At 47.4% G+C, this 26,747-nt stretch carries 31 protein-coding genes; 14 read left to right on the top strand and 17 right to left on the bottom strand.

Annotation, left to right across the window (positions count from 1 at the left end; all coding sequences use genetic code 11):
- The 3 genes from HMPREF2560_RS11380 to HMPREF2560_RS00365 all read right to left on the bottom strand — a co-directional run.
- Positions 1-302, bottom strand: a 302-nt coding sequence (locus HMPREF2560_RS11380; protein WP_283132694.1) for a porin, incomplete at its 3' end; no start/stop codon positions are given.
- A gap of 314 nt (positions 303-616) precedes the next feature.
- Positions 617-1,462: a tRNA pseudouridine(38-40) synthase TruA gene (gene truA / locus HMPREF2560_RS00360; protein ID WP_070873640.1), complete on the bottom strand. Its 846-nt coding sequence runs from the start codon at positions 1,460-1,462 to the stop codon at positions 617-619.
- A 227-nt stretch (positions 1,463-1,689) separates the two neighbouring features.
- Positions 1,690-3,726: a FimV/HubP family polar landmark protein gene (locus HMPREF2560_RS00365; protein ID WP_039862099.1), complete on the bottom strand. Its 2,037-nt coding sequence runs from the start codon at positions 3,724-3,726 to the stop codon at positions 1,690-1,692.
- A gap of 305 nt (positions 3,727-4,031) precedes the next feature.
- On the opposite strand from HMPREF2560_RS00365, the gene HMPREF2560_RS00370 reads away from it, so the two are divergent.
- The 6 genes from HMPREF2560_RS00370 (at position 4,032) to dtd (ending at position 7,434) form a co-directional block, all read left to right on the top strand.
- Positions 4,032-4,565 (top strand): septation protein A, encoded by a 534-nt coding sequence (locus HMPREF2560_RS00370; RefSeq protein WP_049336720.1) that lies wholly within the window; start codon positions 4,032-4,034, stop codon positions 4,563-4,565.
- Positions 4,565-4,855 (top strand): YciI family protein, encoded by a 291-nt coding sequence (locus tag HMPREF2560_RS00375; RefSeq protein WP_004519663.1) that lies wholly within the window; start codon positions 4,565-4,567, stop codon positions 4,853-4,855. Before HMPREF2560_RS00370 ends, HMPREF2560_RS00375 begins: the two co-directional genes overlap by 1 nt.
- Positions 4,852-5,124: a BolA family protein gene (locus tag HMPREF2560_RS00380; protein WP_049322785.1), complete on the top strand. Its 273-nt coding sequence runs from the start codon at positions 4,852-4,854 to the stop codon at positions 5,122-5,124. Before HMPREF2560_RS00375 ends, HMPREF2560_RS00380 begins: the two co-directional genes overlap by 4 nt.
- Positions 5,125-5,192: 68 nt before the next feature.
- Complete coding sequence (locus HMPREF2560_RS00385) at positions 5,193-6,065, top strand: peptidylprolyl isomerase (RefSeq protein ID WP_049336722.1); 873 nt, start codon at positions 5,193-5,195, stop codon at positions 6,063-6,065.
- Between the two features lie 44 nt (positions 6,066-6,109).
- Entirely contained in the window at positions 6,110-6,874 is a 765-nt protein-coding gene (locus tag HMPREF2560_RS00390; RefSeq protein ID WP_049336724.1) for a peptidylprolyl isomerase, read from the top strand.
- Positions 6,875-6,972: 98 nt separating this feature from the next.
- Positions 6,973-7,434 carry a D-aminoacyl-tRNA deacylase gene (gene dtd, locus HMPREF2560_RS00395; RefSeq protein ID WP_049336726.1) on the top strand — a complete coding sequence of 154 codons (462 nt, stop codon included), beginning with the start codon at positions 6,973-6,975 and terminating at the stop codon, positions 7,432-7,434.
- 59 nt (positions 7,435-7,493) lie between these two features.
- Here dtd and HMPREF2560_RS00400 read toward each other — a convergent pair whose 3' ends face one another.
- The 14 genes from HMPREF2560_RS00400 to hisC form a co-directional block, all read right to left on the bottom strand.
- A complete protein-coding gene (locus HMPREF2560_RS00400; RefSeq protein ID WP_049336727.1) occupies positions 7,494-8,012 on the bottom strand; it encodes a gluconokinase, GntK/IdnK-type in 519 nt (172 codons plus the stop codon).
- A gap of 90 nt (positions 8,013-8,102) precedes the next feature.
- Positions 8,103-9,488, bottom strand: coding sequence for a GntP family permease (locus HMPREF2560_RS00405; protein WP_070606842.1), 1,386 nt, complete (start codon positions 9,486-9,488; stop codon positions 8,103-8,105).
- A gap of 562 nt (positions 9,489-10,050) precedes the next feature.
- A complete protein-coding gene (gene tatC / locus HMPREF2560_RS00410; RefSeq protein ID WP_070606845.1) occupies positions 10,051-10,827 on the bottom strand; it encodes a twin-arginine translocase subunit TatC in 777 nt (258 codons plus the stop codon).
- 15 nt (positions 10,828-10,842) lie between these two features.
- Entirely contained in the window at positions 10,843-11,502 is a 660-nt protein-coding gene (gene tatB, locus HMPREF2560_RS00415; RefSeq protein ID WP_070606848.1) for a Sec-independent protein translocase protein TatB, read from the bottom strand.
- Between the two features lie 3 nt (positions 11,503-11,505).
- Entirely contained in the window at positions 11,506-11,709 is a 204-nt protein-coding gene (tatA, locus tag HMPREF2560_RS00420) for a Sec-independent protein translocase subunit TatA (protein WP_003679438.1), read from the bottom strand.
- A gap of 35 nt (positions 11,710-11,744) precedes the next feature.
- Positions 11,745-12,068, bottom strand: coding sequence for a histidine triad nucleotide-binding protein (locus tag HMPREF2560_RS00425; RefSeq protein WP_049329536.1), 324 nt, complete (start codon positions 12,066-12,068; stop codon positions 11,745-11,747).
- 117 nt (positions 12,069-12,185) lie between these two features.
- A complete protein-coding gene (locus HMPREF2560_RS00430; protein WP_003679440.1) occupies positions 12,186-12,509 on the bottom strand; it encodes a phosphoribosyl-ATP diphosphatase in 324 nt (107 codons plus the stop codon).
- A gap of 32 nt (positions 12,510-12,541) precedes the next feature.
- Entirely contained in the window at positions 12,542-12,940 is a 399-nt protein-coding gene (hisI, locus tag HMPREF2560_RS00435) for a phosphoribosyl-AMP cyclohydrolase (protein ID WP_141748409.1), read from the bottom strand.
- A 53-nt stretch (positions 12,941-12,993) separates the two neighbouring features.
- Positions 12,994-13,761 carry an imidazole glycerol phosphate synthase subunit HisF gene (gene hisF / locus HMPREF2560_RS00440; RefSeq protein ID WP_070606853.1) on the bottom strand — a complete coding sequence of 256 codons (768 nt, stop codon included), beginning with the start codon at positions 13,759-13,761 and terminating at the stop codon, positions 12,994-12,996.
- Between the two features lie 40 nt (positions 13,762-13,801).
- The gene (locus HMPREF2560_RS00445; protein WP_063075325.1) at positions 13,802-14,119 is read right to left on the bottom strand and encodes a hypothetical protein; all 318 of its coding nucleotides are present in this window, start codon (positions 14,117-14,119) and stop codon (positions 13,802-13,804) included.
- Between the two features lie 178 nt (positions 14,120-14,297).
- A complete protein-coding gene (hisA, locus tag HMPREF2560_RS00450; RefSeq protein WP_070606856.1) occupies positions 14,298-15,035 on the bottom strand; it encodes a 1-(5-phosphoribosyl)-5-[(5-phosphoribosylamino)methylideneamino]imidazole-4-carboxamide isomerase in 738 nt (245 codons plus the stop codon).
- Positions 15,036-15,108: 73 nt separating this feature from the next.
- A complete protein-coding gene (gene hisH, locus HMPREF2560_RS00455) occupies positions 15,109-15,753 on the bottom strand; it encodes an imidazole glycerol phosphate synthase subunit HisH (protein WP_070606859.1) in 645 nt (214 codons plus the stop codon).
- A gap of 169 nt (positions 15,754-15,922) precedes the next feature.
- Entirely contained in the window at positions 15,923-16,879 is a 957-nt protein-coding gene (hisB, locus tag HMPREF2560_RS00460; protein WP_070606862.1) for an imidazoleglycerol-phosphate dehydratase HisB, read from the bottom strand.
- A 19-nt stretch (positions 16,880-16,898) separates the two neighbouring features.
- Positions 16,899-17,984, bottom strand: a complete 1,086-nt coding sequence (gene hisC / locus HMPREF2560_RS00465) for a histidinol-phosphate transaminase (protein ID WP_070606865.1) — start codon at positions 17,982-17,984, stop codon at positions 16,899-16,901.
- Between the two features lie 218 nt (positions 17,985-18,202).
- Here hisC and HMPREF2560_RS00470 point away from each other — a divergent pair, with 218 nt between their 5' ends.
- The 8 genes from HMPREF2560_RS00470 to trmD all read left to right on the top strand — a co-directional run bounded on the left by HMPREF2560_RS00470 (position 18,203) and on the right by trmD (position 26,735).
- Positions 18,203-18,559, top strand: coding sequence for a DUF2069 domain-containing protein (locus HMPREF2560_RS00470; protein WP_049336736.1), 357 nt, complete (start codon positions 18,203-18,205; stop codon positions 18,557-18,559).
- Positions 18,556-20,388: a PglL family O-oligosaccharyltransferase gene (locus tag HMPREF2560_RS00475; protein WP_070606867.1), complete on the top strand. Its 1,833-nt coding sequence runs from the start codon at positions 18,556-18,558 to the stop codon at positions 20,386-20,388. Before HMPREF2560_RS00470 ends, HMPREF2560_RS00475 begins: the two co-directional genes overlap by 4 nt.
- A gap of 206 nt (positions 20,389-20,594) precedes the next feature.
- Positions 20,595-21,272, top strand: a complete 678-nt coding sequence (misR, locus tag HMPREF2560_RS00480) for a two-component system response regulator MisR (RefSeq protein WP_003748666.1) — start codon at positions 20,595-20,597, stop codon at positions 21,270-21,272.
- 15 nt (positions 21,273-21,287) lie between these two features.
- On the top strand, positions 21,288-22,685 hold the full coding sequence (locus HMPREF2560_RS00485; protein ID WP_070606869.1) for a HAMP domain-containing sensor histidine kinase: 1,398 nt from the start codon (positions 21,288-21,290) through the stop codon (positions 22,683-22,685).
- A gap of 55 nt (positions 22,686-22,740) precedes the next feature.
- A complete protein-coding gene (locus HMPREF2560_RS00490) occupies positions 22,741-25,137 on the top strand; it encodes a bifunctional acetate--CoA ligase family protein/GNAT family N-acetyltransferase (protein ID WP_070873641.1) in 2,397 nt (798 codons plus the stop codon).
- Between the two features lie 75 nt (positions 25,138-25,212).
- Entirely contained in the window at positions 25,213-25,461 is a 249-nt protein-coding gene (rpsP, locus tag HMPREF2560_RS00495; RefSeq protein ID WP_003679465.1) for a 30S ribosomal protein S16, read from the top strand.
- A gap of 15 nt (positions 25,462-25,476) precedes the next feature.
- On the top strand, positions 25,477-25,986 hold the full coding sequence (rimM, locus tag HMPREF2560_RS00500) for a ribosome maturation factor RimM (protein ID WP_070606875.1): 510 nt from the start codon (positions 25,477-25,479) through the stop codon (positions 25,984-25,986).
- Positions 25,986-26,735 (top strand): tRNA (guanosine(37)-N1)-methyltransferase TrmD, encoded by a 750-nt coding sequence (gene trmD / locus HMPREF2560_RS00505; RefSeq protein ID WP_003679468.1) that lies wholly within the window; start codon positions 25,986-25,988, stop codon positions 26,733-26,735. Before rimM ends, trmD begins: the two co-directional genes overlap by 1 nt.
- Positions 26,736-26,747 lie beyond the last annotated feature (12 nt).

The following is a 26,747-nucleotide window of genomic DNA, read 5'->3' on the forward strand; positions in this document are numbered from 1 at the left end:
CCGAAGCCACCTTCCAAACCGATGAAAGATTCACGGTTAGCAAAACCAGAGTCACCACCGGCGATAGAAGTGTTTTGTTCAACTTGCCAAATAGCATTCAAGTTGCTACCCAAGTGTTCGTGACCTTTGAAGCCGATGCGAGAACCGTAGTCAGCAATCTCAGTAGCAGTTTTAGAAGTAGTCTTACCTTCTTTTACTTTAGAAATTTCAACGCCGGCTTTAACTTGACCGTACAGAGTCACATCAGCCATAGCTGCAACAGGCAGAGCTGCCAAAGTCAGAGCAATCAGAGATTTTTTCATTGCTGTATTCCTTTTCTATTGTGAAGAAATAACTTAAGCAGACCGGACAATCCGCTTAGGCTTACTTTATCGCTGGAATCAGCGATTCCATGACTGTTACTATAATTGCTCCTCTCTAAAAAAACAAACTTTATTCAATCCACCCCCACCACCCTTGAAACCCGGCAAAGGCAAACACAGCCTAAAAAAAGGAAATTTATTATTTAAAATCAATGATAAATTTCTTTTAAAACCAATTGTGCATTTTTACAACACTTTATTAATTTACACATCAATCACGCTATTTTGTTGCTTTTATACCAACAATCCGTCAATTAGGCCGTCTGAAAAACATTACCCGAAACATCCATCCACTCAGGCAGAGGCAGTTTTACCACCCCAAACTCATCAGGATAATCAACGCCTGTCAAATACAGGCCGTCAGACATAAAAGTCGGAGGCGCTTTCAATCTGCTTCTTGCATAAAAGATTGACTGAAATTCATCCACACTAATCCTACCACTTCCCACATATACCAATGCGCCCATAATATTGCGCACCATATGATGCAAGAATGCATTTCCATGCAAATCAAGGCACAAATAACGAGGAGTCCCACTAATACTTGCCCTATATAGCGTTTTTATAGGCGATTTTGCCTGGCACTCAGCCGCACGAAAGCTGGAGAAGTCATGTTCACCCTCCAATAAAGCAGCAGCCTGCCTCATCAGATTTAAATCTAATTTCAAATGTGTCCACCCCACCCTGCCAACCAACAACGGAGAACAAACCGGAGATGACTCCAGCAAATAACGGTAATGCCGGCCATAAGCATCAAATCGAGCATTAAAATGAGGTGCAACTTTTTGCGCAAGCAATACAGCCACACCGTCAGGCAAATGCGCATTGACTCCACGCACCCACGCTTGCTCCGGACGGCTTACAGATGTATCAAAGTGTACGACCTGAGCTGTCGCATGTACACCCGTATCTGTCCTTCCTGCAACAATAGTATTAATCTGCTCTCCTGCTATTGAAGTTAATGCCTGCTCTAAGGCCGTCTGAACAGTCGGCAAATCTCCAGCCTGTTTTTGCCAACCATAAAAACGACTACCGTCATAAGAGAGGGTCAAAGCCCAGCGCTGCACCAGATGTCCTGTTGTATTTACTTGTTCAGTCATTTCTTATACTTCTTGTAAATTGATATTGTTGCCTACGCTCAAGTAACAAATATTAAAAAGGCGTGATTAACACACGCCTCCATTTTGTATTTCAGACGGCCTTCATCTTCAACCATCATATAAAGCTGAAATCTTACCCAACCAATAATAGACTCAGATAAAATCTTGCTTTTTAATTTACCATAAAAAAGATGCCGTCTGAAACGGCATCTTCATTTGACTAGCACTTACGCGCCAAGTTCTTTCATCAGTTTTTGGGCTTTATGCAGAATATCGCCTTCAGCCTCCTCAATCAGCCCTTGCAATGTTTCTCGAGCCGCTTCAGGATCACCGATTTCGATATACATCTTAGCCAAATCATATTTGGCTTCAAGCGGTGCAGTCATGCCAACTGATTCTGAAACAAAGCCTCTTTCACTATTGCTTTTATCGGCGGCTACTGAAACATCTTCAGCTCCCCATTCCAATGCACCTTCTTCAATCACAAACTCAGAAGCAGCTTCTTCTTTCTCTACTTCTTCTTTGGTTCCTTGAATTTGCAAGTCTTGATCTTGCTTGATCTCGAATGGCAACGCATGGCCGTCTGAAGCTTCAGGGGTTTCTACCGTAAACTCGAGTGGCTCTTCATTTCTTGACTCGGAGACTTTTTTCTCTGCCGCCAAATCAAACTCAGCAAATGTATTTGCCTGCTCTTCTTTACGTTCAGGCATAACAACGGATACCGGCTGATATGGATTTTCTGGTTCAGGTTCGTACACGCTTTCTGTTGATTCGATATTGTCCCAATCAGCATGGCGACGTTGTTCTGTCTCAACATCATGCGTTACTGCACCTGAAAGAATACCTGCCTGACTATTGTCAATCTTACCTAAATCAAGTTTGACATCATCGATATTGGAAGATTCTTCTACTTCATTGATAACCACATCATCTTCAAAATCGTCTTCGATAAGCAGGCCATCTTGAGTTTTTTCAGACGGCATTACTTTAGTTGCAGCAACCGCAGCAGCTGAAGCAGCAACATCTTTCTGTACAGCCTTCTCTTCATCCATACGGCTTACAGGTGCTGCTTCAGGCTCGTCTTTACGTTTACCCGCAGCTTTTAACAACAACCAAGCAGCAATAAGGGCTGCACCGCCTGCCAATAACCATTTCCATAAATTGCCATTTGATTCGCCCTCTGTTTGCTCCGCGATAGAATCAGTGGTTGCAACAGACTCAGAAGCCACTACATTCTCTTGAGCATCAGAAGAAGCCATAGCTTCTTGAATATCGGATGCAGGAACAGTCGATGCGGCATTTTCATTAACCGCTGCAGATGCTGCTTGTTCTGTTTGTTCAGCTGAAGCTTGTTTTACTTCTTCCTGTTGCTGTGTATTTACGCCAGCATCTTTAACCTGGGCTTCAGTTTGAGCCTCAGGCTGAACAACAGGTTTTTCTGTTTTAGCCTCTGTTGCATTAGCGGTTTCATTGGCTTTTTCTGTTGCCGTATTAGTTTTAGCAGGAGCAGAAGCAGCCAAACGTTGCAATTCGCTACGGTTTGGAATATTCAGCACCTTACCTGCCAACATACGGTTGGCATTGTTATCGATAAACACATCCGGATTGGCATTAACCAATGCTTGAATGGTTTGATCCAAGGTCATACCTTGCGGACGGATGCTGGACGCAATGGCAATCAGGGTTTCACCCGTACGCACCAAATGCTGTCTACCTGAACGTGCAGCTGTGTCGTTTTTAGCAGAGGCCGTCTGAACTTGTTTTTTCTCAGCCTTACGCTGCACATCCTTACGCGCTTGAGCTGCCTGATTACCTACTGCTTTATTGTTTTTAGTTGCAGGCTGTTGGGCATTGCGTGTCGGCTCGAAGGATTGGGATTCGGCAGTTTGACGGGGGCGGACGGATGCCGCATCTTTAGCGTCGTATCCGGCCGGATCGATGATAGCAGTGTATTCACGCGATTGCGCGCCGACACCTACTTGGAAAACCAAAACAGGATCTTTGATGGCTTTAGAGGAACGAATGGTAACGACTGCCTTATCGCCTGATTTGCGTACCGCCGCGCGCAAATTACCATTTGAAATAGTGGCCTTACCGCCATTAAGCAGAGCCTGAGCTTCCTCGCCAGTCACAGTGATACTGCCTGTAAAAGGCTCACCCAAATGAGATTGAACGTTCAAACCGCCCAAACCTGCAGAAGCGCTGAGCGATGTCATTAAAGCGATAGAAGCTGTAATTAATTTAATATTGTGATGTTTTTTCAAAACTGATCCCCTGTTCGGAAATTATGGTACTAACCAATGTGCGCGCATTTAACCATATATTTACTAGATATTACGTCATGATATATTTTTAACCCATTTCTGCCAAGCAATACAGGCTATTCAGCCTGAAATTCCTTGGTAAATCTATTACTTTTGCATGCTTGTGTTTCTTTTTTACAAATTTCGCCAACCCAAAACAAATATCTCATATGGATATATGTGGTATTAAAGTCATGGGGAAAGGTGCAAAAAAACACATCTCCCTGTATGATTAGCATTTACTCAATTAGTTTCATCATTAATATATGAAGGTTTTGAGCGACTTATTCGCCGTATTCTTATTTTTCATCACATACATCATCACCAAAGACATGATTGCCGCAACGGCTGTTGCGGTTATAGTCGGTATTGCCCAAGCTGCGCTGACCTTTTGGAAACACCGCAAACTGGACACCATGCAATGGGTCAGTCTGATTTTGATTGTCTTTTTTGGCGGTGCAACGATTCTGCTGAAAGACAACCGCTTTATCATGTGGAAACCGACCGTTCTGTTTTGGATCGGCGCAATCGTCATGCTGTTTAGCCATCTTGCCGGTAAAAACGGGCTAAAAGCCGTGATGGGTAAAGAAATGCAGCTTCCTGATTTTGTATGGACGCGCCTGACTTATGCATGGATTGGCTTCCTGATTTTTATGGGGGCTGCCAATCTCTTTGTCTTTACGTATTTTCCAGACCAATGGGTCAATTACAAATTGTTCGGCACATTGGGTTTCACAATCATTTTTTCTATCGCACAGGGCATGTATCTGATGCGTTTCCAGCCTAAGGAGGATCAATAATGGAATATTTCATGCTTTTGGCCACTGATGCCGAAGATGTCCACGAAGCACGCATGGCAGCCCGCCCTGCTCATTTGGCACGCTTGGAAGAATTGAAAGCGCAAGGCCGTCTGCTGACTGCCGGCCCCAATCCTCTACCAGACAATCCGGAACGCGTTTCCGGCAGCCTGATTGTGGCTCAATTTGAATCTTTGGACGCAGCACAAGAATGGGCTGAACAAGACCCTTACGTCGATGCCGGCGTATACGCAGAAGTATTGATTAAACCCTTTAAAGCCGTGTTCAAATGAGCAATATGCGTCAAATTATCGAGGAACGCCTGCAGGCACTTGAGCCTGAGTTCTTCGATTTTGAAGATGAGAGCCATCTGCACGCCGGCCATGCCGGCAATAAAGGCGGCGGGCATTATGCGATATTGGTGGTCAGCAACGCATTTGAAAATATCGGTCGCCTCCAGCGGCAACGTATGATTAAGCAGCTTTTGCAAGACTTGTTTTCAGACGGCCTGATTCATGCACTCAGTATCAAAGCGGCCACGCCGGACGAATACTTCCATTAAGATTACTACTTAAACTTTGATTTCTAATCATTAATTTATTTCCAATCATTATTTAAAAGAGAAATACGATGAAAAAAACCTACTTTGCTTCAGCCTTGATGCTTGCCCTGACTACCGGCACCCTGTTTGCCCAAACTTTGGTGACCGTCAACGGTCAAGCCATCGACAGCAGCGTTATCGATGACCAAGTTGCTTCCGTACGCGCCAGCAACCCGAACGTTCAAGACACTCCTGAATTGCGTCAAATGCTGACTGAACGCCAAGTTATCAGCACTGTTGTTACCCAAGAAGCTAAAAAATTAAAACTGGATCAAAGCGCTGAATTCAAAACTGCATTGGAGCAAGCGCGTGCCGATGCCGCCAAGCAAGGTGCAGATAAAAAAGCCACATTCAAAACCGAATGGGCAGTTTTCGAAAATGATTTGTTAGGCCAAGCTTTCGCGGCGCATATCGTCCGTCAATATCCTGTTCAAGAAAAAGATGTCAAAGCCGCTTACAACGACTTCAGCAACTTCTATAAAGGTACTCAGGAAGTCCAAATGGGCGAAATCGTGACTGACAGCAGCAGCAATGCCCAAAAAGCCATTGCCGATTTGGATGCGAAAAAAAGCTTTGTTTCGGTATTGAACCAATACTCAATTGACGAAGCGGCCAAAAAAGCCGGCGGTATCCCTAAAGCTTATGTTCCGCTTAAAGATTTGCAAGAATCAGCGCCTCCGCTTTACGCAGCTGTCAAAGACCTGAAAAAAGGTGCGCACACTAAAACGCCGCTGCAAAACGGTAATTTGTACGCCGTTTTCTACGTCAATGACCGCCGTAACGTTACCGTACCTTCTTACGAAGCCTCTAAAAACGAGATTGGCAGCGACTTACAGGCAGCCCGTGTTGATGCGGCCATTCAATCATTGCTGAAAAAAGCCAGCATCAAAGTCAACAAATAATATAACGTGCCCGCCGTGATAACGGCGGGCAATAAGGAACTCACATGAACATCAAGCCCAAAACTGCCGTTTTGGCTATCCTCGCCCTATCAACCATCGGCTTGGCAACTGCCAAAGCACCTGAAATCGATCCCGCCCGTATCGACAGCATGGTTGCCGAAGTATTGAGACAAGCCGATCAACATCCCAACCAGACTGCCAAACCCGATGGTCAGGCAATCCGCAAAGATGTGGTTACACGTTTGCAGACTTTGGAAATTTTGAAAAATGAAGCCATCCAGGCTGGTTTGGACAAAGATGCAGAAGTGCAGAATCAGCTTAAAAACGTTGAAGCTGAGTTTTATGCCAACCAATACGCTGCTTATCTAGAACGTCAAACCGCGGTTGACGATGCTGAGTTGCGCCGTTTCTACGACCATCAAACACGCATTATCAAGCTGCAACAAGTCAGCTTTGCTTCAGCCGACGAAGTACGCGCCGCGCGAGAGCTGCTGCTAAAAGGCTTGTCATTTGAAGAGCTGATGAAACGCTATCCAAACCCCGAACAAGAGTTCGACGGCTTCATCTCTCCGCAGCAGCTCTCTCCTCAACTGGCTACCGCTTTTGCCGACATGAACCGAGGCGATGTAACGCATGAGCCGATTCAAATGGAAAACCGTTTTTATCTGTTTAAACTCAGTGCAGTAGAACACGATCCCAATGCCGAACCTTTCGAACTGGTACGCAATCAGATTGCCCAAGCTGTTAAACGACAAAAAGTCGAGAATCAGATCGAACGTATCTTAAAAGAAAACGGCATTAATCCGTAAATTGATTCAATGGTTTCAGGCCGTCTGAAACCATACTCCAACCCAAAGGGCGTGTCTTTTACGCCCTTTTTTACAAACTTCTTTTATTCAAAAACATCATGCGCGCTGTTATCCAAAAAGTTACCCAAGCCAAAGTTGACGTTTTGTCCGAAAACTCCTGCGAAACCTGCGGCAAAATCGACAACGGATTTATGATATTGCTCGGCGTTACCCACACCGATACAGAAACAGACGCCAAATACATTGCGGATAAAACCGCCAACCTGCGTATCTTTGAAGACGAAAACGGCAAATTAAATTTATCGCTCAAAGATGTCGGTGGCTCGATATTACTGGTTTCCCAGTTTACCCTTTACGCTGATGCGCGCAGCGGCCGCCGCCCATCTTTCTCCAATGCTGCCCCTGCCGAACAAGCGGATAAGCTTTATCAATATACCGCGCAACTTTTGCGCAAACATGGATTGACTGTCGAAACCGGCAGATTCCAAACCCATATGCAGGTTTCCCTTTGCAATGACGGGCCGGTTACCTTATTGCTTGACTCGCAAAAAACATTCTAAATCCCATCAAAAAAGGCCGTCTGAAATATTTCAGACGGCCTTTCCATTTCTGATCATTACTAAATCAAGCCTTGCGCTTTCACCCAGTTCACAATATCTGCCTCAACGGCTTCAGGCGAACCCGGATTGTCAATTTTAACGCCGTACTCATCCGCACCCAGCTCTTCCAAAATCTCCAGCTGCGAATCCAGCATTCCGGCTTTCATATAATGCCCCTGACGCGACAGCATACGTTCAAGATTGATTGCTTGAGGCGGAGTCAGATGAATAAAAGCCACCTTCCCTTCTGCACCACGCAGAATATCGCGATAGTGATGCTTGAGTGCGGAACAAGTAACAATGGAATATTTTTCCCCGTTTTTTGCCTGCTCTGTCATCCAGTCACGCAAATTGCCCAGCCAAGGATAGCGGTCTTCATCCGTCAACGGAATACCGGCACCCATCTTGTCGCGGTTGGCTTGGGTATGAAAATCATCGCCTTCGGCATATGGGCATTGATTGAGATGTTTTTGCAAAGACAGCGCGGCAGTGGTTTTACCACAACCGCACACGCCCATCATGACAAAATGTGTCGTCATTTTTCTACTCCTTGTTTATCTAGATTTTAACGGTGTTTAAAAACGGGCGGATTGTGTTATCTCAAAACACTATCCGCCGGCCATTTTCGATTAAACCAAGATAAACAACACTGACGATAAAGCAAAACCGATGAGTGCGATAAGTGTTTGGTTGACCGTCCATGTCTTCAAGGTCGTCGGCACATCCATATCCAACAGACGGCCGACAAGCCAGAAACCGGAGTCGTTAAAGTGGCTGCAACCGACGGAACCCGCCGCCGTCGCCAATACCACGCAAGTAATCTGCCAATCGCTGAAACCTGCCGCCGCAACGGCCGGTGCCATCAACGCAGCAGCGGTAGTCAGGGCAACAGTCGCAGAACCTTGCGCAATACGCAAAGCCAAAGCCACCAAGAAACAGCCCAGTAAAACAGGAATACCCAAGTCAGCCATGCTGTCAGCCAAAGCCTTACCGATACCGGAAGCACGCAATACGCCGCCGAACATACCGCCTGCACCGGTAATCAAAATAACCGAGCAAACCGGGCCCAATGCGCCATCAATGGTTTTCTCCAAAGCGCTGGCTTTTTCGCCACGTTTACTGCCCAACACATACAGGGCTACCAAAACAGAAATCAGCAAAGCAATCGGTGTCGAACCGAGCATTCGTGCAAACTGCACCCAGCCTTCATCCGCACTGACCATTTTCTCGCTGATCAGGGTAGACAAACCAGTATTCAAGAAAATCAACAGCATAGGAATCAGCATAATGCCGACAACGGTAGATGCTTTTGCAGGCGCTTTCGGTTGGTCGTTATCTTGCGTACCGCCGCTGAGCAGATCAGGAACGGGCACATGGATGCTGCGGCCCAAAATCTTGCCTAATAAATAGCCGCTGAAATACCAAGTAATCAAGGTAACAGGTAAACCCAAAATCAGCAGTTGACCAATATTTGCGCCATAAAATTCAGAAGCAGCAATCGGGCCGGGATGAGGCGGCAGGAAAACGTGCATGACGGAAAATGCGCCAATAGATGCCAACGCATAGGGCAAAACAGTTTGCTTCATGCGGCGTGCCGTTGCAAACACAATCGGCAACATCACCACCAAGCCGGCATCAAAGAAAATTGGAAAACCAAAAATCAAAGAAGCCACGCCTAAGGCAAACGGCGCACGTTTTTCACCAAAAATCCGAATCAGCGCATCCGCCAAAGATTGGGCACCGCCGGAAGTTTCCACCAAACGGCCGAGCATTGCGCCCAAACCGACCAGCAACGCCACGCTGCCGAGCGTGCCGCCAAAGTTTTTGACCAACACATCATTGACGATACTGCCCATAGGCAGGCCTGTTACGATAGCAGTCAGCAGGCTGACCAATACCAACGTCAGCAAGGCATGAACGCGCAGTTTTACAATCAAAATCAAGATCAGCAAAATCGCTGCCGCGGCGATACCGAGCAAAGTACCGGCACTCAGCGTTTGAGTCCATCCATCCATTTTGAAGCCTTTCTCTGTAAGAAAAATACAAATTTATTAATGTTTTTTAACATACATGAATACGATAACATATTTACCCATGAAATCGTACAGCTAAATCCGGCCAAAATATAAGCACCTATTTTTCCAAACCCTTTTTGTAAGATGCTTGAAAAATAAGGAGGACAAAGAAAAACAAGAACAATAAAAAGGCCGTCTGAAAAGTAGTTTATTTTCAGACGGCCTGACATCATACTTTTTAATAAAATAGAAACGAATATTTTTTTAATTACCTAAAATCAAGTATTTTCAGCTTATGTATTGGTAAAAATCACCCCATTTCCCAAACTTAATTCTGGAAGTTTGGTATTAAAATCTAGCCCATTAAGGCATGAGAAACTGTTACGCATTACTGCTTCGATTTCGGCAAAATTCTCGATCGAAATTTTTAGTCACATCAAAAGAATTTGAGGCGATAGCGTTTTTATACGACTCCTGAACATCCATCATACTTTTTCTTAAAAACTCTGAAAGTGCCATGATACAAAGGCCGTCTGAAAAATTCTTCAGACGGCCTTAATTCTTAAACTTCTGCCGGTGGTTGCGGTGTATCTTCATCTTCCTGCTGCGTTTTCACTTTGGCAAAACGACTGAACCAAATGCCTGCTTCGTAGAGCAGAATCAGTGGGACGGCAAGCAGGGTTTGAGAAATTACGTCAGGCGGCGTGATGATTGCGGCCACGACAAACGCACCGACAATCACATACGGACGCGCATTCTTAAGCTGTTCAGTCGAAACAATACCCATTTTGGCAAGCAACACCACAACGACGGGAACTTCAAACGTCGTTCCGAATGCGACAAACATGCCCAAAATAAAGGACAGGTATTTATCGATATCGGTCGCCATATTGACGCCGACAGGGGTTACACCGGCCAAGAATTTGAAAATAACGGGAAACACCAAAAAATAGGCAAACGCCATCCCAACAAAAAAAAGTGTTACGCTGGACAACACCAGCGGCGTAATCAAACGTTTTTCGTTTTGGTATAAGGCAGGAGCGACAAACGCCCAAACTTGATACAGCGTGTGCGGCAACGACAGCAGAAACGCCGCCATCAAAGTAACCTTGACCGGCACAAAAAACGGCGCGATCACATCGGTCGCAATCATGCTGGTATCTTTAGGCAGATTGGCCATCAATGGTTCGGCAACAAAGGTATAGAGCTGCTGGGCAAACGGCATCATGCCCAAAAAGCAGACGACGATACCGATGACGATCCACATCATGCGGCGGCGCAGCTCGAGAAGATGCTCGATAAGCGGTTGGACGGGTTGTTCGTGTTGAGATTCGGACACCGGTTGACTCACTTTTTACTTACGGACGCGCAGTTTGGGCTTGGCGTGGAATTTCGGGCGCATATCGCGTTTGCGGCTCATCGCCTGCTTACGCAAAGAGGTCGTATGCAGCGGAGGAACATCAGCAATAGGAGATTCGACATAGCTGACTTCTACCGCAGGAGCAGGTGAAACTGAAGCCGTCAAGTACTCACGCCAAGCGCGGTCTTGCTCGGACTCGGCATTTTCAGCCTCGACAAGCTCTTGTTGCACTGCCCCACCCTGCTCAGAAGCCTCGATTGCACTTTCATTCTCAATGCTGTTTGAAGCCAGATCAGGCAAAGGATTGCCCAACTCGTCCACTCCGAAATCGGCAGGCGTTTTCTGTTCGGGCAGACGTTCCCACGGCTTGAGGCCGTCTGAAATATCGCTCAGGTTTTTTTGTGCATCATTGCCCAAGTCTTTGATACCGTCGCGAAACTCAGATGCGGCGGTTTCAAATTCCTGCTTTACCTTGCGTAATTCGTCCAACTCAGCCTGAGTGTTAAGCTCCTGCTTGACGTTGTTGACGAATCCTTGCAATTTGCCGACCAAACGACCGGCCGTGCGCGCGGCTTGCGGCAGACGTTCGGGGCCAAGCACTATCAGGGCGACAACGCCGACCAGCAGCAATTCGCCCAAACCGAAATCAAACATGGATTATGCTTTGTCTTCGTCTTTTTTGTGTTCGATGACTTCGTCTTTTTTAGCATCTTTGCCGTCTGTACCTTCGTTCAGGCCTTGTTTGAAGTCATGCACCGCACCGCCGAGGTCTTTGCCGACGTTGCGCAATTTTTTGGTACCGAATACCAAAACGACGATAATCAGTACGATAATCCAGTGCCAGAGAGAGAAGCTACCCATGATAAATCCTTGAATTTGTTAAAAATAAATAATAGTTATGCAGGCGTACCCATGATATGGATATGCAGGTGGAAGACTTCTTGTCCGCCGCCTTTGCCTGTGTTGATCAGGGTTTTGAAACCGTCGGTCAAACCTGCCTCATGGGCGATTTGAGGAACTTTCAACATCATTTTGCCCAACAGGGTTTGATGTTCGGCGGTTGCATGCGCCAGTGAATCGAAGTGCACTTTCGGAATCAGCAACAGATGCACCGGTGCGGCAGGACGGATGTCTTTGAAACAAAGCATCTCGTCGTCTTCGTAAACGGTTTGTGCCGGAATATCTTTGGTTGCGATTTTGCAGAAAATACAATTATCCATAATGGCTCCAATGGCCGTCTGAAAACGGGCGTAACGGGTTTCGACCAAAAAAGGGAAATCGTTTTACCCCAAGAGACGGATTCTGAAACAGGTCAAATACGGGATTGTAATATAAATTCAAGATTCTTTGCGAGAAGCTTTTTCCACTAATCCCGACAAACCTTGACGGCGCGCAAGCTCGTTTACTACATCTTCGGCGCGCAATCCATGATGCGCCAATAAAACCATGGTGTGAAACCACAAATCCGCCACTTCGTAAACCAAATGTTCGCCACCGCCATCTTTAGAGGCCATCAAGGTTTCACCCGCTTCCTCAATGACTTTTTTCAAAATCTTGTCTTCGCCTTTGTGCAGCAGTTGGGCAACGTAAGAAGCATCAGGATCGCCGCCTTTGCGTGAATCGATGACGTTTTGAATTTGGGTAAGGATAGTATCGGTCATGGTCGGTTTCTCTTATTTTCTTTCAGACGGCCTTAAGGATGTTTATGTCCGTAAATCGCCTCTTCGTCTTTCATCACGGCATCGACTGTCTGCCATGCGCCCTCTTGCCAAACTTTGTAAAAACAGCTTTCGCGCCCAGTATGACAGGCAATGCCGCCGTTTTGTTCAATCAGCATGACTACTGCATCGCCATCGCAATCCAGACGCAATTCGTGTACTTTTTGCGTATGTCCGGACTCTTCGCCCTTCATCCATTGTTTTTGGCGGGAACGGCTGTAATAGTGGGCAAGACCGGTTTCTACGGTTTTTTGCAGGGCTTCGGCGTTCATCCAGGCAACCATCAGCACACGGCGTGTCTGCCAATCTTGGGTAATCGCGCAAACCAAACCTTTCTCATCAAATTTTACGGCATTCAGCAGCGTTTCGTTTATATTCGACATGTACGTCTTTCTCCCATATTTTTCAGACGGCCTTTGGGTAGCAATCACAAACGCACTTCAATTCCTGCTTCACGCATGGCCAGTTTCGCTTCGCGGATACTCGCTTCGCCAAAGTGGAAAATACTGGCGGCCAATACCGCATCTGCCTTCCCTTCTTTAATACCGTCCACCAAATGCTGAACCGAACCGACGCCACCGGAAGTAATGACCGGAATATCCACCGCTTCGCTGACCGCACGTGTCAAAGGCAGGTTGAAACCTTGTTTGGTACCGTCCCGGTCCATGCTGGTCAGCAAAATCTCGCCCGCACCGCGCCGCTGCATTTCGATAGCCCATTCCACCGCATCCAAACCGGTCGGATTACGTCCACCGTGGGTAAAGATTTCCCAACGGGTGTTTTCAGGGTTGACCGCTTTGGCATCGACAGCAACGACAATCGCTTGCGAACCAAAAAAACCGGCCGCTTCATTTACCAAATCAGGATTGGTTACAGCTGCCGTATTGATGCTGGCCTTATCGGCACCGGCATTAAGCAGACGACGGATATCGGCAACCGTACGCACACCGCCGCCGACCGTCAATGGAATAAAAACTTGTGATGCGACTGCCTCAATAACGTGCAAAATAGTGTCGCGATTGTCGCTGGAGGCAGTGATGTCCAAAAAGGTCAACTCATCCGCGCCTTCATCGTTGTAGCGTTTGGCAACGTCAACCGGATTGCCTGCATCGCGCAAACCCAAAAAGTTGACACCTTTTACCACGCGACCGTCTTTTACATCCAGACAAGGAATAATTCGTTTTGCCAATGCCATACTCAATACCTCTTATCCGCTCTCAGGCCGTCTGAAACCGTCAGGCCAAAAATTTGCTCAACCAATCCGGCAAATGTTGCAACAGCTGAAAATAACCAATCCCTGCCATCATCGCCAAAACACAGGAAATAATGAAATTGCTGTCGATGCGGCCGACGATGGAGAAAATCAAACCGGCAAATGCCCACACTATCCCATTGAAAATCATCCAATAGGTATCGATAATCGGCAAATCAAACGCCGTCAGCTGCCGCAGTATCACTGCAATCAGTGTAAACCACAAACTTTCGCTTAGCGGATACACTTCGCGATCGGATGACCAGATAATCCAAAAACCCAAAACAAACGCTTCAAGCATACCAATCCCTTAATAAAATAAGATATTGAGTGAATTGTTTTTTATAATTATTTCAGACAGATTTTAAGTCTAAGGACTTTGCAAAATGCCGCTTTTGAAGGCATTTTCAGCTATATGCCAATTCCTGCGCCTGTTACACCTTGCAAAGCCCTAATCTGCATAATTAAACGCACTTAGGTCAGGCCAAAGAATCGGCCAGTTTTTGTGCCTGTGCGAAATCAATACTTCCCTCATAAATGGCGCGGCCGGTAATCGCACCGCTCACACCCTCTTTTTCAACGGCACACAATGCGTGGATATCGTCCAAATTCGTCAAACCACCGGAAGCGATAATCGGGATATTCACTGATTGAGCCAATTTAACGGTAGCCTCGATATTCACGCCACTCATCATGCCGTCGCGACCGATATCGGTATAAATAATGCTGTTGACGCCATCGTCTTCAAAACGCTTGGCCAAATCGACGACGTGATGCTCCGTTACCGTTGCCCAACCGTCTATCGCCACCATCCCGTCTTTGGCATCCAAACCGACGATAATCTGCCCCGGAAAGGCCTTACATGCCTCGCGCACAAATTCAGGATTTTTCACCGCGGCCGTACCGATAATCACATCGGTCAGCCCCAAATCCAAATACTTTTCAATGGTTCCCAAATCACGGATACCGCCGCCAAGCTGTACCGGAATATCTTTGGCTACGGCGGCCAAAATTTCTTTAATCGCCGGAAAATTTTGAGGAACGCCTGCAAATGCGCCGTTTAAATCAACCAAATGCAAACGGCGTGCGCCTTGATTGCGCCAATGCAAAGCCATCTCTGCCGGCGAATCGGAAAATACCGTCGCCTGCTCCATCAAGCCTTGTTTTAAACGAACACAGCGTCCTTCTTTCAAATCGATGGCAGGTATCAACAGCATTTTTTTCTCCTCTATTCAATTTCAGTATATTTTACACAAATTAGCGATTTTTAGCAGATTTATGTTAAAAACCTCAAATCTGCCAATTTAAAAAATTACGCAGCAGCAGCAATCCTGCCTGATGGCTTTTTTCCGTGTGAAACTGTGTGGCAAACACATTGTCCTTACCGACAATGCAGGCAAATTCATTCGGATATTCGCTGACGCCTAAAACAATCTCTTCATTTTTCGGCGCAAAATAATAGCTGTGAACAAAATAAAAATACTCGTTCTGCCCAATGTCTTGAAATAAAGGGTGCGGACGGGTTTGGCGCACTGTATTCCACCCCATATGTGGCACTTTCAGACGGCCTCCTTGTGCATCGGTTTGATTGGGCAAAAACCGTTTTACTTGCCCTTCAAACCAGCCCAAACCATCTGTATCGCCTTCTTCGCTGTGTTCAAACAATAATTGCGCACCTACGCAAATGCCAAAAAACGGCTTGTTTTTCAGGCCGTCTGAAACCGCCTCGCCCAAACCGCTTGCCTTCAGCGCCGACATACAATCCGGCATGGCACCCTGCCCCGGAAAGATAACCTTATCTGCCGCCATCACCTCTTCAGGCTGCGAAGTCAGATAAATTTCGGTATTTTGATTGGACAAAACCTGCGCCGCCTGAACAGATTTCAATACTGAGTGCAGGTTTCCCATTCCATAATCAACAATCGCTACTTTCATTGCTTCTCCTCAGGCCGTCTGAAAACATTTAATGATTAATATAATAATAAGAATGATTGTAGCAAAAGATGGTTTAAAACAAAATATTGCCACTATACAAGACAAATAATAAAAGGCCGTCTGAAATCCCGATCGGTTTCAGACGGCCTTTATTCATTCACACGATGCCTTATTCTTCAGACGCGGCTTCCGCTTCTTCTTGAACAGATTCTTCACTCAGCGTGCCTTTGGTAGAAGGCGTTTGACCAATCATGCGCGGATCGTATTCAACTGCCATGCGCAGGGCGCGACCGAAGGCTTTGAAAACAGTCTCGGCTTGATGATGTGCATTACGGCCGCTCAAGTTATCGATGTGCAAGGTCATCATGCTGTGGTTCACAAGACCATGGAAAAATTCTTCAAACAAATCGACATCAAAACGGCCGATCAGGGCGCGGGTAAAGTCGATGTTGTACACCAAACCAGGGCGGCCGGAAAGGTCGATAACCACACGGCTCAACGCTTCATCCAACGGAACATAGGCATGACCGTAACGGGTAATGCCGGCTTTATTGCCAAGCGCTTGTTTCAGTGCCTGACCCAATACGATACCGATGTCTTCAACCGTGTGATGGTCGTCAATGTGCAAATCGCCTTTGCAGGTAATATCCAAGTCAATCAAACCATGACGCGCCACTTGGGCAAGCATGTGTTCAAGGAAAGGAACGCCGGTATCCAGACGATATTTGCCGGTACCGTCAAGATTGAGGCTGACGGTGATTTGGGTTTCGCAGGTATTGCGGGTAACGGTAACAAAACGGCCTTCGGTTGGAACACCAGCTTCGACTGCTTCGACAGTTTGTTTTTCCAAACGCGCGGCTTCAACCGCTGCTGCTTTTTCTTGGTCTTTGCTGTGATCACGGTTCAGCCAGCCTTTGCGTTTGTGCATGCCGGATTCCAACTTCGCAGCCAAGCTCGGACGAATGCCGCGTGCAGACTCATCGCCTGCTTGTTGTTCCAAACGGCGTTTGAGCTGAGACAAAGAGGCGGAGTTTTCATAACCGCAAGCACGTGCAAGCTTGGTTAATGAGCCGGCTTCTTCAACCAGTAACAGAAAATTGGTCAAATGCAGTTGAGCTTTGTTCATAATGGTAGTTTCCTTGAAATCAAAGATTGGGGTAAAGGTTTTTAATAACCGCCAAGACGGCATCATTTTGCGCTGCCGAGCCTATGGTTATGCGGACACACTGATCCAAAAGCGGATGGCTGCCATGCAGTTTTTTAATCAGTATGCGGTTTTGCTTCAATGTTTCAAACAGCTCGTTCGCATCAGGAACGCGAACGGTAATAAAGTTGGCTTCGCTCGGAAAAACTTCCAAACGGTTTAATTTCAACAATTCATTCATCACGCGCGAACGATCGTTTTTTAATGTATCAATGTTTTGCTGAATAATTTGATGATGTTTCAATGAGAATTTTGCCGCCGCCAAGCTTAATTGATTCATATTGTAAGGCGGAAGGATTTTGGCCAGTTCACCTATAATGCTTGGACTTGCCGCTGCATATCCCATCCGCAAGCCTGCAAAGCCGATTTTACTGATGGTGCGCATTACAACCAGGTTTTCGACTTCTCCCGCCCAAGGAAGGAAACTGTCATGATGAAACGCTCCATATGCCTCATCAACAACCACAATGCCGGTAGCCGCACGAATAACCGCCTCCACTTCTTCCCGCTTAAAGCACACGCCGGTAGGGTTATTGGGATAGGCAATAAAAATTAATGACGGCTGATGTTGCTCAATCGCAGACAGAACGGCAGGAAGATTTAAAGAGAAATCCGGATTTAAGGGAACGCCGACATATTCCATGCCATAAAGCACGGCATTATGACGATACATAACAAAACTTGGCTCAATACCCAATACCTGCGCATTTGGTTTGGCAACCAGCATAGTCAAAAATTGGATAAGCTCGTCGGAGCCGTTGCCCAATGCGATTTCCGCCTTATCGGGAATACCGAAAACCTCCCTCAATTCTTCATAAATACCGCTCTTGGCAGTATGGGGATACAAATGAATCGGTGCCTGCTTTGCCAAGTCCGCCCATTCCGATAATAAAGATTCATACCCGGCGAAAGGATGATGCGGACACTCCATGGCGTCCAACTTAATAAAACCTTCCGGCAAATCGGCAACCTGATAGGCTGTCATTACTTTAATATCATCACGGATAACATCAGCAACGCGATTCATGGTTTTCTATCCTCCTGAGATAAAGCGTCTATAATAATAACACAATCTTTATTAAATATATATATTAATAAGACTATAAAACAAGATAAAGTTTCATTCGTTTGAAGAAAAAACAATAAATCCTTTCTTCAGCATCTTTAAGCAATATTCTTGGCTTACCCTGCCTTTTTAGCGGTATAATTTTAAGTTTTCCAGTACGGCTTTACGCCCTCAATATTGTGAACAATACACGCTCCCCATTACCTTATCTTGCAACTTCCATAAGCCTTATCCTGCTGATTCTGCTTTCCTTGTCATGGGAATTGTGGATCGCTCCATTGCGCGAAGGCGGCTCATGGCTGGCCCTGAAAGCCCTGCCCCTGTGCCTGCCGTTGACCGGCATTTTGAAAAAACGCATCTACACTTATCAATACAGCTCCATGCTGATTCTGATTTACTTTGCCGAAGCCTGTATGCGCCTGGCAGACACAGCCGTCGCCAGCCGGATTTGCGCCGCCGTTTCCGTATTATTGTGTATTGCCTTTTTCCTCGGCTGCCTTGCATTTATCAAACAACAAAAACACACATCAAAATGACCTACCACACACTTTCAGACGGCCTGACTGAATCTTCAGTAAAAACCTTTTGGCCTTTATGGCTCAGTTTTCTTTGGATTTGCGCCGTCCCTTTTCTCTCACTCTACCGAGTCGGCCCACTGCCCAGCTTTTATTTAGAAGCCATCTCTCTGAGCGGCTCATTGGTACTGACACTGATTAGCGCACACAAAGGCCTGCTGAATATTCGCCTCCCTGCACTCAGTATCGGCTTGTTTGCCATGGCCGCATTTTGGTCGCTCCAAGCGCGCCTCATGCATTCCACCTACCCCGGCATGAGCGATATTACTGCCTGGACCTTTGTCATTTTGGCACTGGGCGCATGGTCGGTGCGAGGCTGGGTAGCAGCTTACGGACAGGAACGTGTCGTCAGTATCTTTGCTTGGTCTTTATTGATAGGTGCAACCATACAGGCTGCCATCGTCTGGCTGCAATTTAAAGGATGGTCCAACGTAGAGTGGTTGAACGGCATCATTGCCCGAAGCAGCGGTACCGTAAACGGCCAACTCGGCCAACGAAACCATTTGGGACATTATTTAATGTGGGGCATTTTGGCGGCATCCTATTTATGGACGGCGCGCAAAATATCCAATGCAGCAGGTTTTCTGTTCGTATTGGCTTTGACTGCGACCCTCGGCCTTGTCAACTCGCGCACCATCTTAGGCTACATTGCCGCCCTATTCCTGATTACGCCGTTATGGTTTTGGCGTACCCGTTTCCAACACAAACGCGCACTGTGCATTTTCCTTCTGACCGCCATCCTGGCTGCTGCTTTCCAATTCGGCATGGGCAGCCTGTTGGATTTGTTTGGCAACATCAAATACGAAACCGCTGTAGAACGCGCAGGCACCAGCGGTTTTGAAGGCTCCATGCGCCAAATCGAATGGAGCAAGGCATGGATTGCCTTTAAATCCGCACCTTGGTTCGGCCACGGCTGGAACAGCTTTGCCCAGCAAACCTTTCTGATCAATGCCCAGCAACAATACTTCCCCAACAATATCCTCGGCGTACTGTTTACCCATTCGCACAATATCGTCATGCAGTTATTGTCCGAAATGGGCATTGCCGGCACCTTGCTCGCAGCCTTAACCCTGCTTACAGCCGTGTGGCGACTGTTGGGCCGCAACCAAACACCGGCCTCGCTGTTTTTACTGACTGCCGCCGCCGTCAGCCTTTGCCACAGCATGCTTGAATATCCGCTTTGGTATATTTACTTCCTCACCGTATTTAGCCTGATACTGTCGCTAACACCCTCTTATCCGAAAGATGTTTCAGACGGCCTTTTATCTACCCGAATCAGACAATGGGCAGGCGGTATAGCTGCTTTATCGATTTTAATCGGCATGGCAAACCTCAGCTGGGAATATCAAAATCTGACCCAATATAGCCGTGTAGGGAAAACCGATGATCAGCAAACGGTTCAAAACAAAATCGACGGCTTGCAACGACTTTCCAAAGAAAGCCCCATGCTTGCCTATTACGCCGATTTGAGCTTGAGCAAACGTGCAGACCCGACCGATGCTTACATCCGTCCGTGGGCGGAAGAAGCCGCACTCAAAGCCCTGACCTACCGCCCCTACTCCAGCGCCTACCAAGTCGGCCTTTACCTCTACCGACAAGGCAAAAAAGAAGAAGGTGCGCAATGGATGCAGGCAATGCAATATTATTATCCTTATATGATGTATTTCTACGCTGATAAAATACGCAGTCACCCGGCATTCGCTCCCTTGCTGCCCAAACTTTTGTCCGATTGCAAAGATTTCATCAATGCACCGAAACACCAAACCGCCCAATCATGCGACAAACCCTGAACAAAACACGCCCAATTGTCAGTTTGTCCTTACAGGCCGTCTGAAAATGTAAAGAGCAGCGAGTTTCTATGCAAAAAAGCGCAAAAGCACAGAAAATTACGCTATCAACAAAAGCAGATTGCATGTTAAGATTGAACACAACTCTATTTTAAGCGCCGTACTGCCATTTAGTACCGCGGCGCATACAATCACGAAAAGGAAATTCCATGAGTCGCGTATTACTCGTAGATGACGATGCTCTCTTGACCGAATTGCTGACTGAATACCTGACTGCCGAAGGCCTCAACGTTCATAGCGTTCCCGACGGCGAAGCCGGCGTTCAAGAAATTCTGACCGGACAATACGATGTCGTCGTATTAGACTCCATGATGCCTAAAATGAACGGTTTGGACGTACTGAAAAACGTACGCACCCAAAGCACCGTACCCATCATCATGCTGACCGCGAAAGGCGACGACATCGACCGCATCATCGGTCTGGAAATGGGTGCGGACGATTATGTACCGAAACCATGCACACCGCGCGAACTCTTGGCCCGCATCAACGCCATCCTGCGCCGTGCGCAACACAGCAACGAACAAAACAACGCGCCTAACAGCATTTCTGTCAGCGACGTTGTCCTGTACCCTGCCAAACGCCAAGCCAGCATCAAAGATACTCCGCTTGAATTGACCAGCACCGAGTTCAATCTGCTCGAAGTTTTGATGCGCCACGCCGGACAAGTTGTCAGCAAAGAAACTCTGTCTATCGAAGCACTCGACCGCAAACTGGCTAAATTTGACCGCAGCATTGACGTACACATCTCCAGCATCCGCCACAAATTGGGCGATGCTTCCCTGATTCAAACTGTACGCGGCTTAGGCTACCTGTTTGTTAAGAACTAAAGATTAAACAGATCAATGAAACTGTTTCAACGCATCTTCGCCACATTTTGCGCAGTTATCGTCTGCGCAATCTTTGTGGCGAGTTTTTCATTTTGGCTGGTACAAAACACCCTCGCCGAAAACCAATTCAACCAACGCCGCACCATCGAAACCACATTGATGAGCAGCATCATCTCCGCGTTCAACTCACGCGGAGACAGCGGTGCGCGCGAAATTCTTTCGGAATGGAAAAACAATCCGGTTTCCAATGCCGTTTATGTGATTACCGGCGACGATAAAAAAGATATTTTAGGCCGCAACATCGACAGCCTATCCATCGAACGCGCCCGCATCTTTGCCATCAACAATCCCGAATCCGATTTAGCCCACATCGAATACGACCGTTTCGGCGAAGAATACCTCTTCTTCATTAAAGGATGGGACAACCATCAAGCCCAACGCCTACCCAGCCCGCTTTTCATTCCCGGCCTGCCGCTTTCGCCTATTTGGCACGAATTTATCATTCTGTCTTTCATCATCATCGTCGGCCTCTTGATGGCATATATCCTTGCCAACAACATCACCAAGCCCATTAAAATTCTTGGCTGCGGCATGGACAGGGTAGCCAACGGCGAACTCGAAACCCGCATTTCCCAGCAAGTTGACGACCGTGATGACGAATTGTCCCACCTTGCCGTGCAGTTCGACAAAATGGCCGAGAAACTGGAAAAACTTGTTGCCAAAGAGCGTCATTTGCTCCACCACGTTTCTCATGAAATGCGCTCGCCGCTGGCGCGTATGCAGGCGATTGTCGGCCTGATTCAATCTCAACCGCAAAAACAAGAGCAATATCTCAAGCGGCTCGAAGGCGAACTGGTGCGCATGGATACTCTGGTTGGAGAATTGCTGACCCTCTCCCGCCTAGAGACTTCCAATATTCCTTTGGAAAAAGAAAACCTCAAACTCGTTCCGTTCTTAACCAACTTGATTGAGGACAACCAAAGCATTGCCCACCAAAACAACCAAAGCGTTACCCTGAGCATTGACCCAAAAATCCCCGAAAATGCCGTGGTCAGCGCCAACGAAGGCTATCTATACCGCGCCTTTGACAACGTTATCCGCAATGCTATCAATTACAGTCCGGAAGGCAGCACCATTCAAACCCATATCGGACAAGACGGCAAAAACTGGATTATCGATGTTACCGACAACGGGCCTGGCGTGGACGAAATGCAGCTTCCGCATATCTTCACTGCCTTTTATCGCGCCGACTCCAGCGCGCACAAGCCCGGTACAGGTTTAGGGCTTGCATTGACACAGCACATTATGGAACAGCACTGCGGTAAAATCATTGCTGAAAATGTCAAACCCAACGGCCTGAGGATGCGTTTTATCCTTCCCAAAAAGAAAGCCGGAGACAAAAAAGAAGTCTAAAAATAAGGCCGTCTGAAACTTTTCAGACGGCCAAAAACACAAATAAGGAACCATCATGAGCGCAACCGTCCAAACCGGCTCCGGCTACTTCTTCATGCCTGAACACATCATCCTCGTCGGCGCCAGCGAACGTCCGCACAGCCTTGGCGAACGCATTTTCAGCCACCTGCTCGGTTCCTCATATCAAGGCAAAATTACCCCCGTCAATCTTCGACACAGCAGTGTCGCAGGCATTCCCTCTTACTCCAGCCTCAGCAAAATCCCGGGCCAAGCCGATTTGGTTGTTGCCGTTATCCCGCCCGACCATTACGACTCGCTGTTCAAAGCCTGCCGTAAAAAAGACCTGCGCCACATTATCCTGATTCAAGATTGGGAAAACCTGCCGCCCGAATCCTGTAAAAACGCCCGCTCCATCATTCAAAAACATCACGGCGATGAATTGAACATCACCGTGTGCAACAGCGCAGGCATCCAACTTCCCTCGCTCAACCTCAACATCGGCATCCAAGCCGACTATCCGGCCGGCCATATTGCATTACTCACCGGCCACAGTACCATCAGCCGTAACATCAACCACCTGCTGAACACACTGCACCAAGGTGTATCGCGCCACATCAGCCTCAACTATGACCTAAGCCCTACTACATCCGCCGACTGGCTCAACCGCTTCGGCCACAACCGCCATACCAAAGTTGCCGTGATCCACTACAATCCGGCCGAAAACCAACGCGAGCTGTTCAGTGCCATCCGCCACTTCACACGCCACACTCCGCTTATCCTGTTGTCCACACACCATACCGACGATACAGACAAAGCCATCCTGCGCAGCCTCAGCCGCCATTGCAATTTCCAACCACTATTCAATACCGCCGAACTGGAAGCAGCCCTAAAAGCCTACCTTTCCGGCATTCCCGTCATTACCAACCCCACCATTCTGTCCGATACGCCGATAGAATGGCTGCGCACTACCGCCAATGCCTGCGAATTGACCCTCGACCTCCCAACTGATGTACCATCTATCCGACAAGGCTGCATCGGCAGCAATCCCACGCCTGCACGCATCCACCGTCTGGCGCTCGAACAATTACAAAATCCACATACTCAAGCCCTGCTCGGCATTATTTCGCCAGATACGCCGGATGCGTACAGCATTCATCAAACTCTGGATAATTTGGCACAAAAAACCAGCAAGCCCATTCTCGTCAGTTATCATTTTTCAGACGGCCTAACCCGGTTTAACACGCCGGAAGAAGCCTTACTGACACTTTATTTCCGCAATCAAACCGCCTATTTGCAACAAGTGAAAAATACCCCTGCCCCAGCCAAAACAGGCCGTCTGAAAACACCCAAAAGCAAAAGTATCGATAAAGCCATTGCATCCGGCCAAACAGAACTGATGGCGGAAGCCCTATACCTGCCTCCGTGCCAAACCCAAAAACACAATGCCGTCCAGTTCCGGTTCAGCCGCCATGCCATTTACGGCAATATCCTTACCGCCCATTACAACGGCCAAACCGAAGCCGCATTGCCTCCATTTACCACGCTTGATATCCAGCGTTTAAGCCAATTTGCAGAACTCGACAACACGTCCGTTCTCAATCAATTCCTGCATTCCCTAAACACGCTTATCCGCAACAACCAGCATATCGGCGACATTATCCTCAACCACAACGGCAGCCAATACAGCAGCACCATCATCCCCGAAATCGTAGAAAAACCTGTTGCACCAACAACCAAAATCCCCAAAAAAGCCGTCCAAACCTTAGAACAGGCCGCCGCTAAAATGCAAAGCGCCGCCGCCTACCTCCAACAAAAAAATCCGGCAGCGGCCGAGTTCCTACGCAACACCGGTGAAGCCGCTTCCGAACTGCTGCATCCTAAAACCGAAACGCCCGAGATACAAAACGTACTCGCACCCTATCCGAGCCAAACCGATACCTTTACCCTGCCCGACGGCAACACACTGCACATCCGCGCACTAGAACCTGAAGATGCCGAAGCCAAACAAAAATTTGTCCGCCAATTACCCGCAGCCGACCGCTATACGCGCTTCATGACCCATACCAACGAGTTGCCGCTGCCCACACTCGCACGGCTGACCCGTCCCGATTTCCATACCGAATGCACGTGGGCAGCCTTCGCTTCAGACGGCCATATTGTTGCAGTCAGCCGCTACAGCCGCATCAATCGCAATGAGTGCGAGTTCGGCATTACTTTAGCGCCTGAAGCACGCAAAACCGGCTTGGCAGGCAAAATGATGAGCCTCATCATCCAAACTGCCACACAGCAAGGTTACCAAACTATGAATGCGGAAATCCTCAAAGAAAACACACCGATGCTCAAACTCGCTGAAAAATCAGGATTTACCGTCACCCCATCTGAAACCGACCGCGGTCTGTATCAAGCAAGCCTCGATTTGAACGAATGGCAAAACAGCAACAAAAACAAATAAAAACTTGCATAACCCGTGTGAAATATCCTAAAATTAGCGGTTTCTATATATCCGCATTTTTCAAAAGGACTCAAAATGGTAGTTATCCGTTTGGCTCGCGGCGGCTCAAAACACCGCCCTTTCTACAACGTAGTCGTAACTGACTCTCGCAACCGTCGTGACGGCCGCTTCATCGAGCGCGTAGGCTTCTACAACCCCGTTGCCAACGAAAAACAAGAACGCGTACGTTTCGACGCAGACCGCATCAACCACTGGGTTGCTCAAGGCGCGAAAGTTAGCGACGCAGTTGCCAAACTGATTAAAGAGCAAAAAATCGCTGCTTAATCAGCCGAAACGACCATGACAGACACTCAAAAACGGGTAGCCATGGGCTACATCAAAGGCGTATTCGGCATTAAAGGCTGGCTTAAAATTGCCGCCAATACCGAATATACCGACAGCCTGCTGGACTACCCCGAGTGGCAGTTGTGCAAGGATGGCAAAACCCTGAATGTTGTGCTTGAGGCAGGTAAAATTGTCAATGGCGAACTTCAGGTTAAATTTGAAGGTATAGACGATCGCGATCAAGCATTTGCCTTGCGCGGCTATACCATCGAAATCCCCAGAGAAGCATTCGCCCCTACCGAGGAAGACGAATACTACTGGACAGATTTAGTCGGCATGACCGTCATCAACAAAGAAAACATCGTCCTTGGCAAAGTCAACAACCTGATGGAAACCGGTGCAAATGATGTTTTGATGATTAAAGGCGAACACGGACAAATCCTGATTCCCTTTGTCTCCAACTATATCGAATCTGTCGATACCGACAGCAAAACCATTATCGCCGACTGGGGTTTGGACTACTGATGCTGATTCAAGCCATCACCATTTTCCCAGAGATGTTCGACAGCATTGTCGAATATGGCGTTACAGGCAGAGCAAGAAAACAAAATCTTTGGCAGTTTCAAGCCATCAATCCCCGTAAATTTGCCGACAATAAACTTGGCTATATTGATGATCGCCCCTTCGGAGGTGGTCCGGGAATGATTATGATGGCACCGCCGCTTCAAGCGGCAATTGAAGAAGCCAAAGCAAACTCGCAAAAACCTGCCAAAGTAATTTATCTCAGTCCGCAAGGTCAGCCGCTGACACACAAAAAAGCTGCAGAACTTGCCGAACTGCCCCATCTTGTTCTTCTATGCGGACGCTATGAAGGCATAGATGAAAGACTATTGCAAAGCAGTGTGGACGAAGAAATCAGCATTGGCGACTTTGTCGTCTCGGGTGGCGAATTACCCGCCATGATGTTGATGGATGCCGTCTTAAGATTGGTCCCGGGTGTATTGGGCGATATACAGTCAGCCGAACAAGACTCGTTTTCAGACGGCCTTTTAGACTGTCCTCATTACACCAAACCCGTAGAATTCCAAGGCATGATGGTTCCCGAGGTCTTACGCTCAGGAAATCATGGCTTGATTGCCGAGTGGCGATTGAAACAATCCCTGCGACGCACTTTAGAGCGCCGACCTGATTTATTGGAAAAGCGCAGTTTAATCCCAAAGGAATCCCGCCTCTTAAAAGAAATCTTGCAAGAGCAACAGGAAATCCAATCATAACTTAGGAAAAAC

Source organism: Neisseria sp. HMSC078H04, from assembly GCF_001838135.1.
In the GTDB taxonomy this organism is placed as follows: domain Bacteria; phylum Pseudomonadota; class Gammaproteobacteria; order Burkholderiales; family Neisseriaceae; genus Neisseria.

Excerpts from the sequence above, each read along its gene's own strand:
- trmD (WP_003679468.1), top strand. The coding sequence starts at position 25,986 with ATGCTGATTCAAGCCATCACCATTTTCCCAGAGATGTTCGACAGCATT.
- truA (WP_070873640.1), bottom strand. The coding sequence starts at position 1,462 with ATGACTGAACAAGTAAATACAACAGGACATCTGGTGCAGCGCTGGGCT.
- hisF (WP_070606853.1), bottom strand. The coding sequence starts at position 13,761 with ATGGCATTGGCAAAACGAATTATTCCTTGTCTGGATGTAAAAGACGGT.
- HMPREF2560_RS00425 (WP_049329536.1), bottom strand. The coding sequence starts at position 12,068 with ATGGATAATTGTATTTTCTGCAAAATCGCAACCAAAGATATTCCGGCA.
- tatB (WP_070606848.1), bottom strand. The coding sequence starts at position 11,502 with ATGTTTGATTTCGGTTTGGGCGAATTGCTGCTGGTCGGCGTTGTCGCC.
- HMPREF2560_RS00400 (WP_049336727.1), bottom strand. The coding sequence starts at position 8,012 with ATGACGACACATTTTGTCATGATGGGCGTGTGCGGTTGTGGTAAAACC.
- dtd (WP_049336726.1), top strand. The coding sequence starts at position 6,973 with ATGCGCGCTGTTATCCAAAAAGTTACCCAAGCCAAAGTTGACGTTTTG.
- HMPREF2560_RS00475 (WP_070606867.1), top strand. The coding sequence starts at position 18,556 with ATGACCTACCACACACTTTCAGACGGCCTGACTGAATCTTCAGTAAAA.
- HMPREF2560_RS00385 (WP_049336722.1), top strand. The coding sequence starts at position 5,193 with ATGAAAAAAACCTACTTTGCTTCAGCCTTGATGCTTGCCCTGACTACC.
- rimM (WP_070606875.1), top strand. The coding sequence starts at position 25,477 with ATGACAGACACTCAAAAACGGGTAGCCATGGGCTACATCAAAGGCGTA.
- misR (WP_003748666.1), top strand. The coding sequence starts at position 20,595 with ATGAGTCGCGTATTACTCGTAGATGACGATGCTCTCTTGACCGAATTG.
- rpsP (WP_003679465.1), top strand. The coding sequence starts at position 25,213 with ATGGTAGTTATCCGTTTGGCTCGCGGCGGCTCAAAACACCGCCCTTTC.
- HMPREF2560_RS00445 (WP_063075325.1), bottom strand. The coding sequence starts at position 14,119 with ATGCTTGAAGCGTTTGTTTTGGGTTTTTGGATTATCTGGTCATCCGAT.
- HMPREF2560_RS00380 (WP_049322785.1), top strand. The coding sequence starts at position 4,852 with ATGAGCAATATGCGTCAAATTATCGAGGAACGCCTGCAGGCACTTGAG.
- HMPREF2560_RS00370 (WP_049336720.1), top strand. The coding sequence starts at position 4,032 with ATGAAGGTTTTGAGCGACTTATTCGCCGTATTCTTATTTTTCATCACA.
- tatA (WP_003679438.1), bottom strand. The coding sequence starts at position 11,709 with ATGGGTAGCTTCTCTCTCTGGCACTGGATTATCGTACTGATTATCGTC.
- HMPREF2560_RS00430 (WP_003679440.1), bottom strand. The coding sequence starts at position 12,509 with ATGACCGATACTATCCTTACCCAAATTCAAAACGTCATCGATTCACGC.
- HMPREF2560_RS00485 (WP_070606869.1), top strand. The coding sequence starts at position 21,288 with ATGAAACTGTTTCAACGCATCTTCGCCACATTTTGCGCAGTTATCGTC.
- HMPREF2560_RS00390 (WP_049336724.1), top strand. The coding sequence starts at position 6,110 with ATGAACATCAAGCCCAAAACTGCCGTTTTGGCTATCCTCGCCCTATCA.
- hisH (WP_070606859.1), bottom strand. The coding sequence starts at position 15,753 with ATGAAAGTAGCGATTGTTGATTATGGAATGGGAAACCTGCACTCAGTA.
- hisA (WP_070606856.1), bottom strand. The coding sequence starts at position 15,035 with ATGCTGTTGATACCTGCCATCGATTTGAAAGAAGGACGCTGTGTTCGT.
- hisB (WP_070606862.1), bottom strand. The coding sequence starts at position 16,879 with ATGAACAAAGCTCAACTGCATTTGACCAATTTTCTGTTACTGGTTGAA.
- hisC (WP_070606865.1), bottom strand. The coding sequence starts at position 17,984 with ATGAATCGCGTTGCTGATGTTATCCGTGATGATATTAAAGTAATGACA.
- HMPREF2560_RS00405 (WP_070606842.1), bottom strand. The coding sequence starts at position 9,488 with ATGGATGGATGGACTCAAACGCTGAGTGCCGGTACTTTGCTCGGTATC.
- HMPREF2560_RS00490 (WP_070873641.1), top strand. The coding sequence starts at position 22,741 with ATGAGCGCAACCGTCCAAACCGGCTCCGGCTACTTCTTCATGCCTGAA.
- HMPREF2560_RS00375 (WP_004519663.1), top strand. The coding sequence starts at position 4,565 with ATGGAATATTTCATGCTTTTGGCCACTGATGCCGAAGATGTCCACGAA.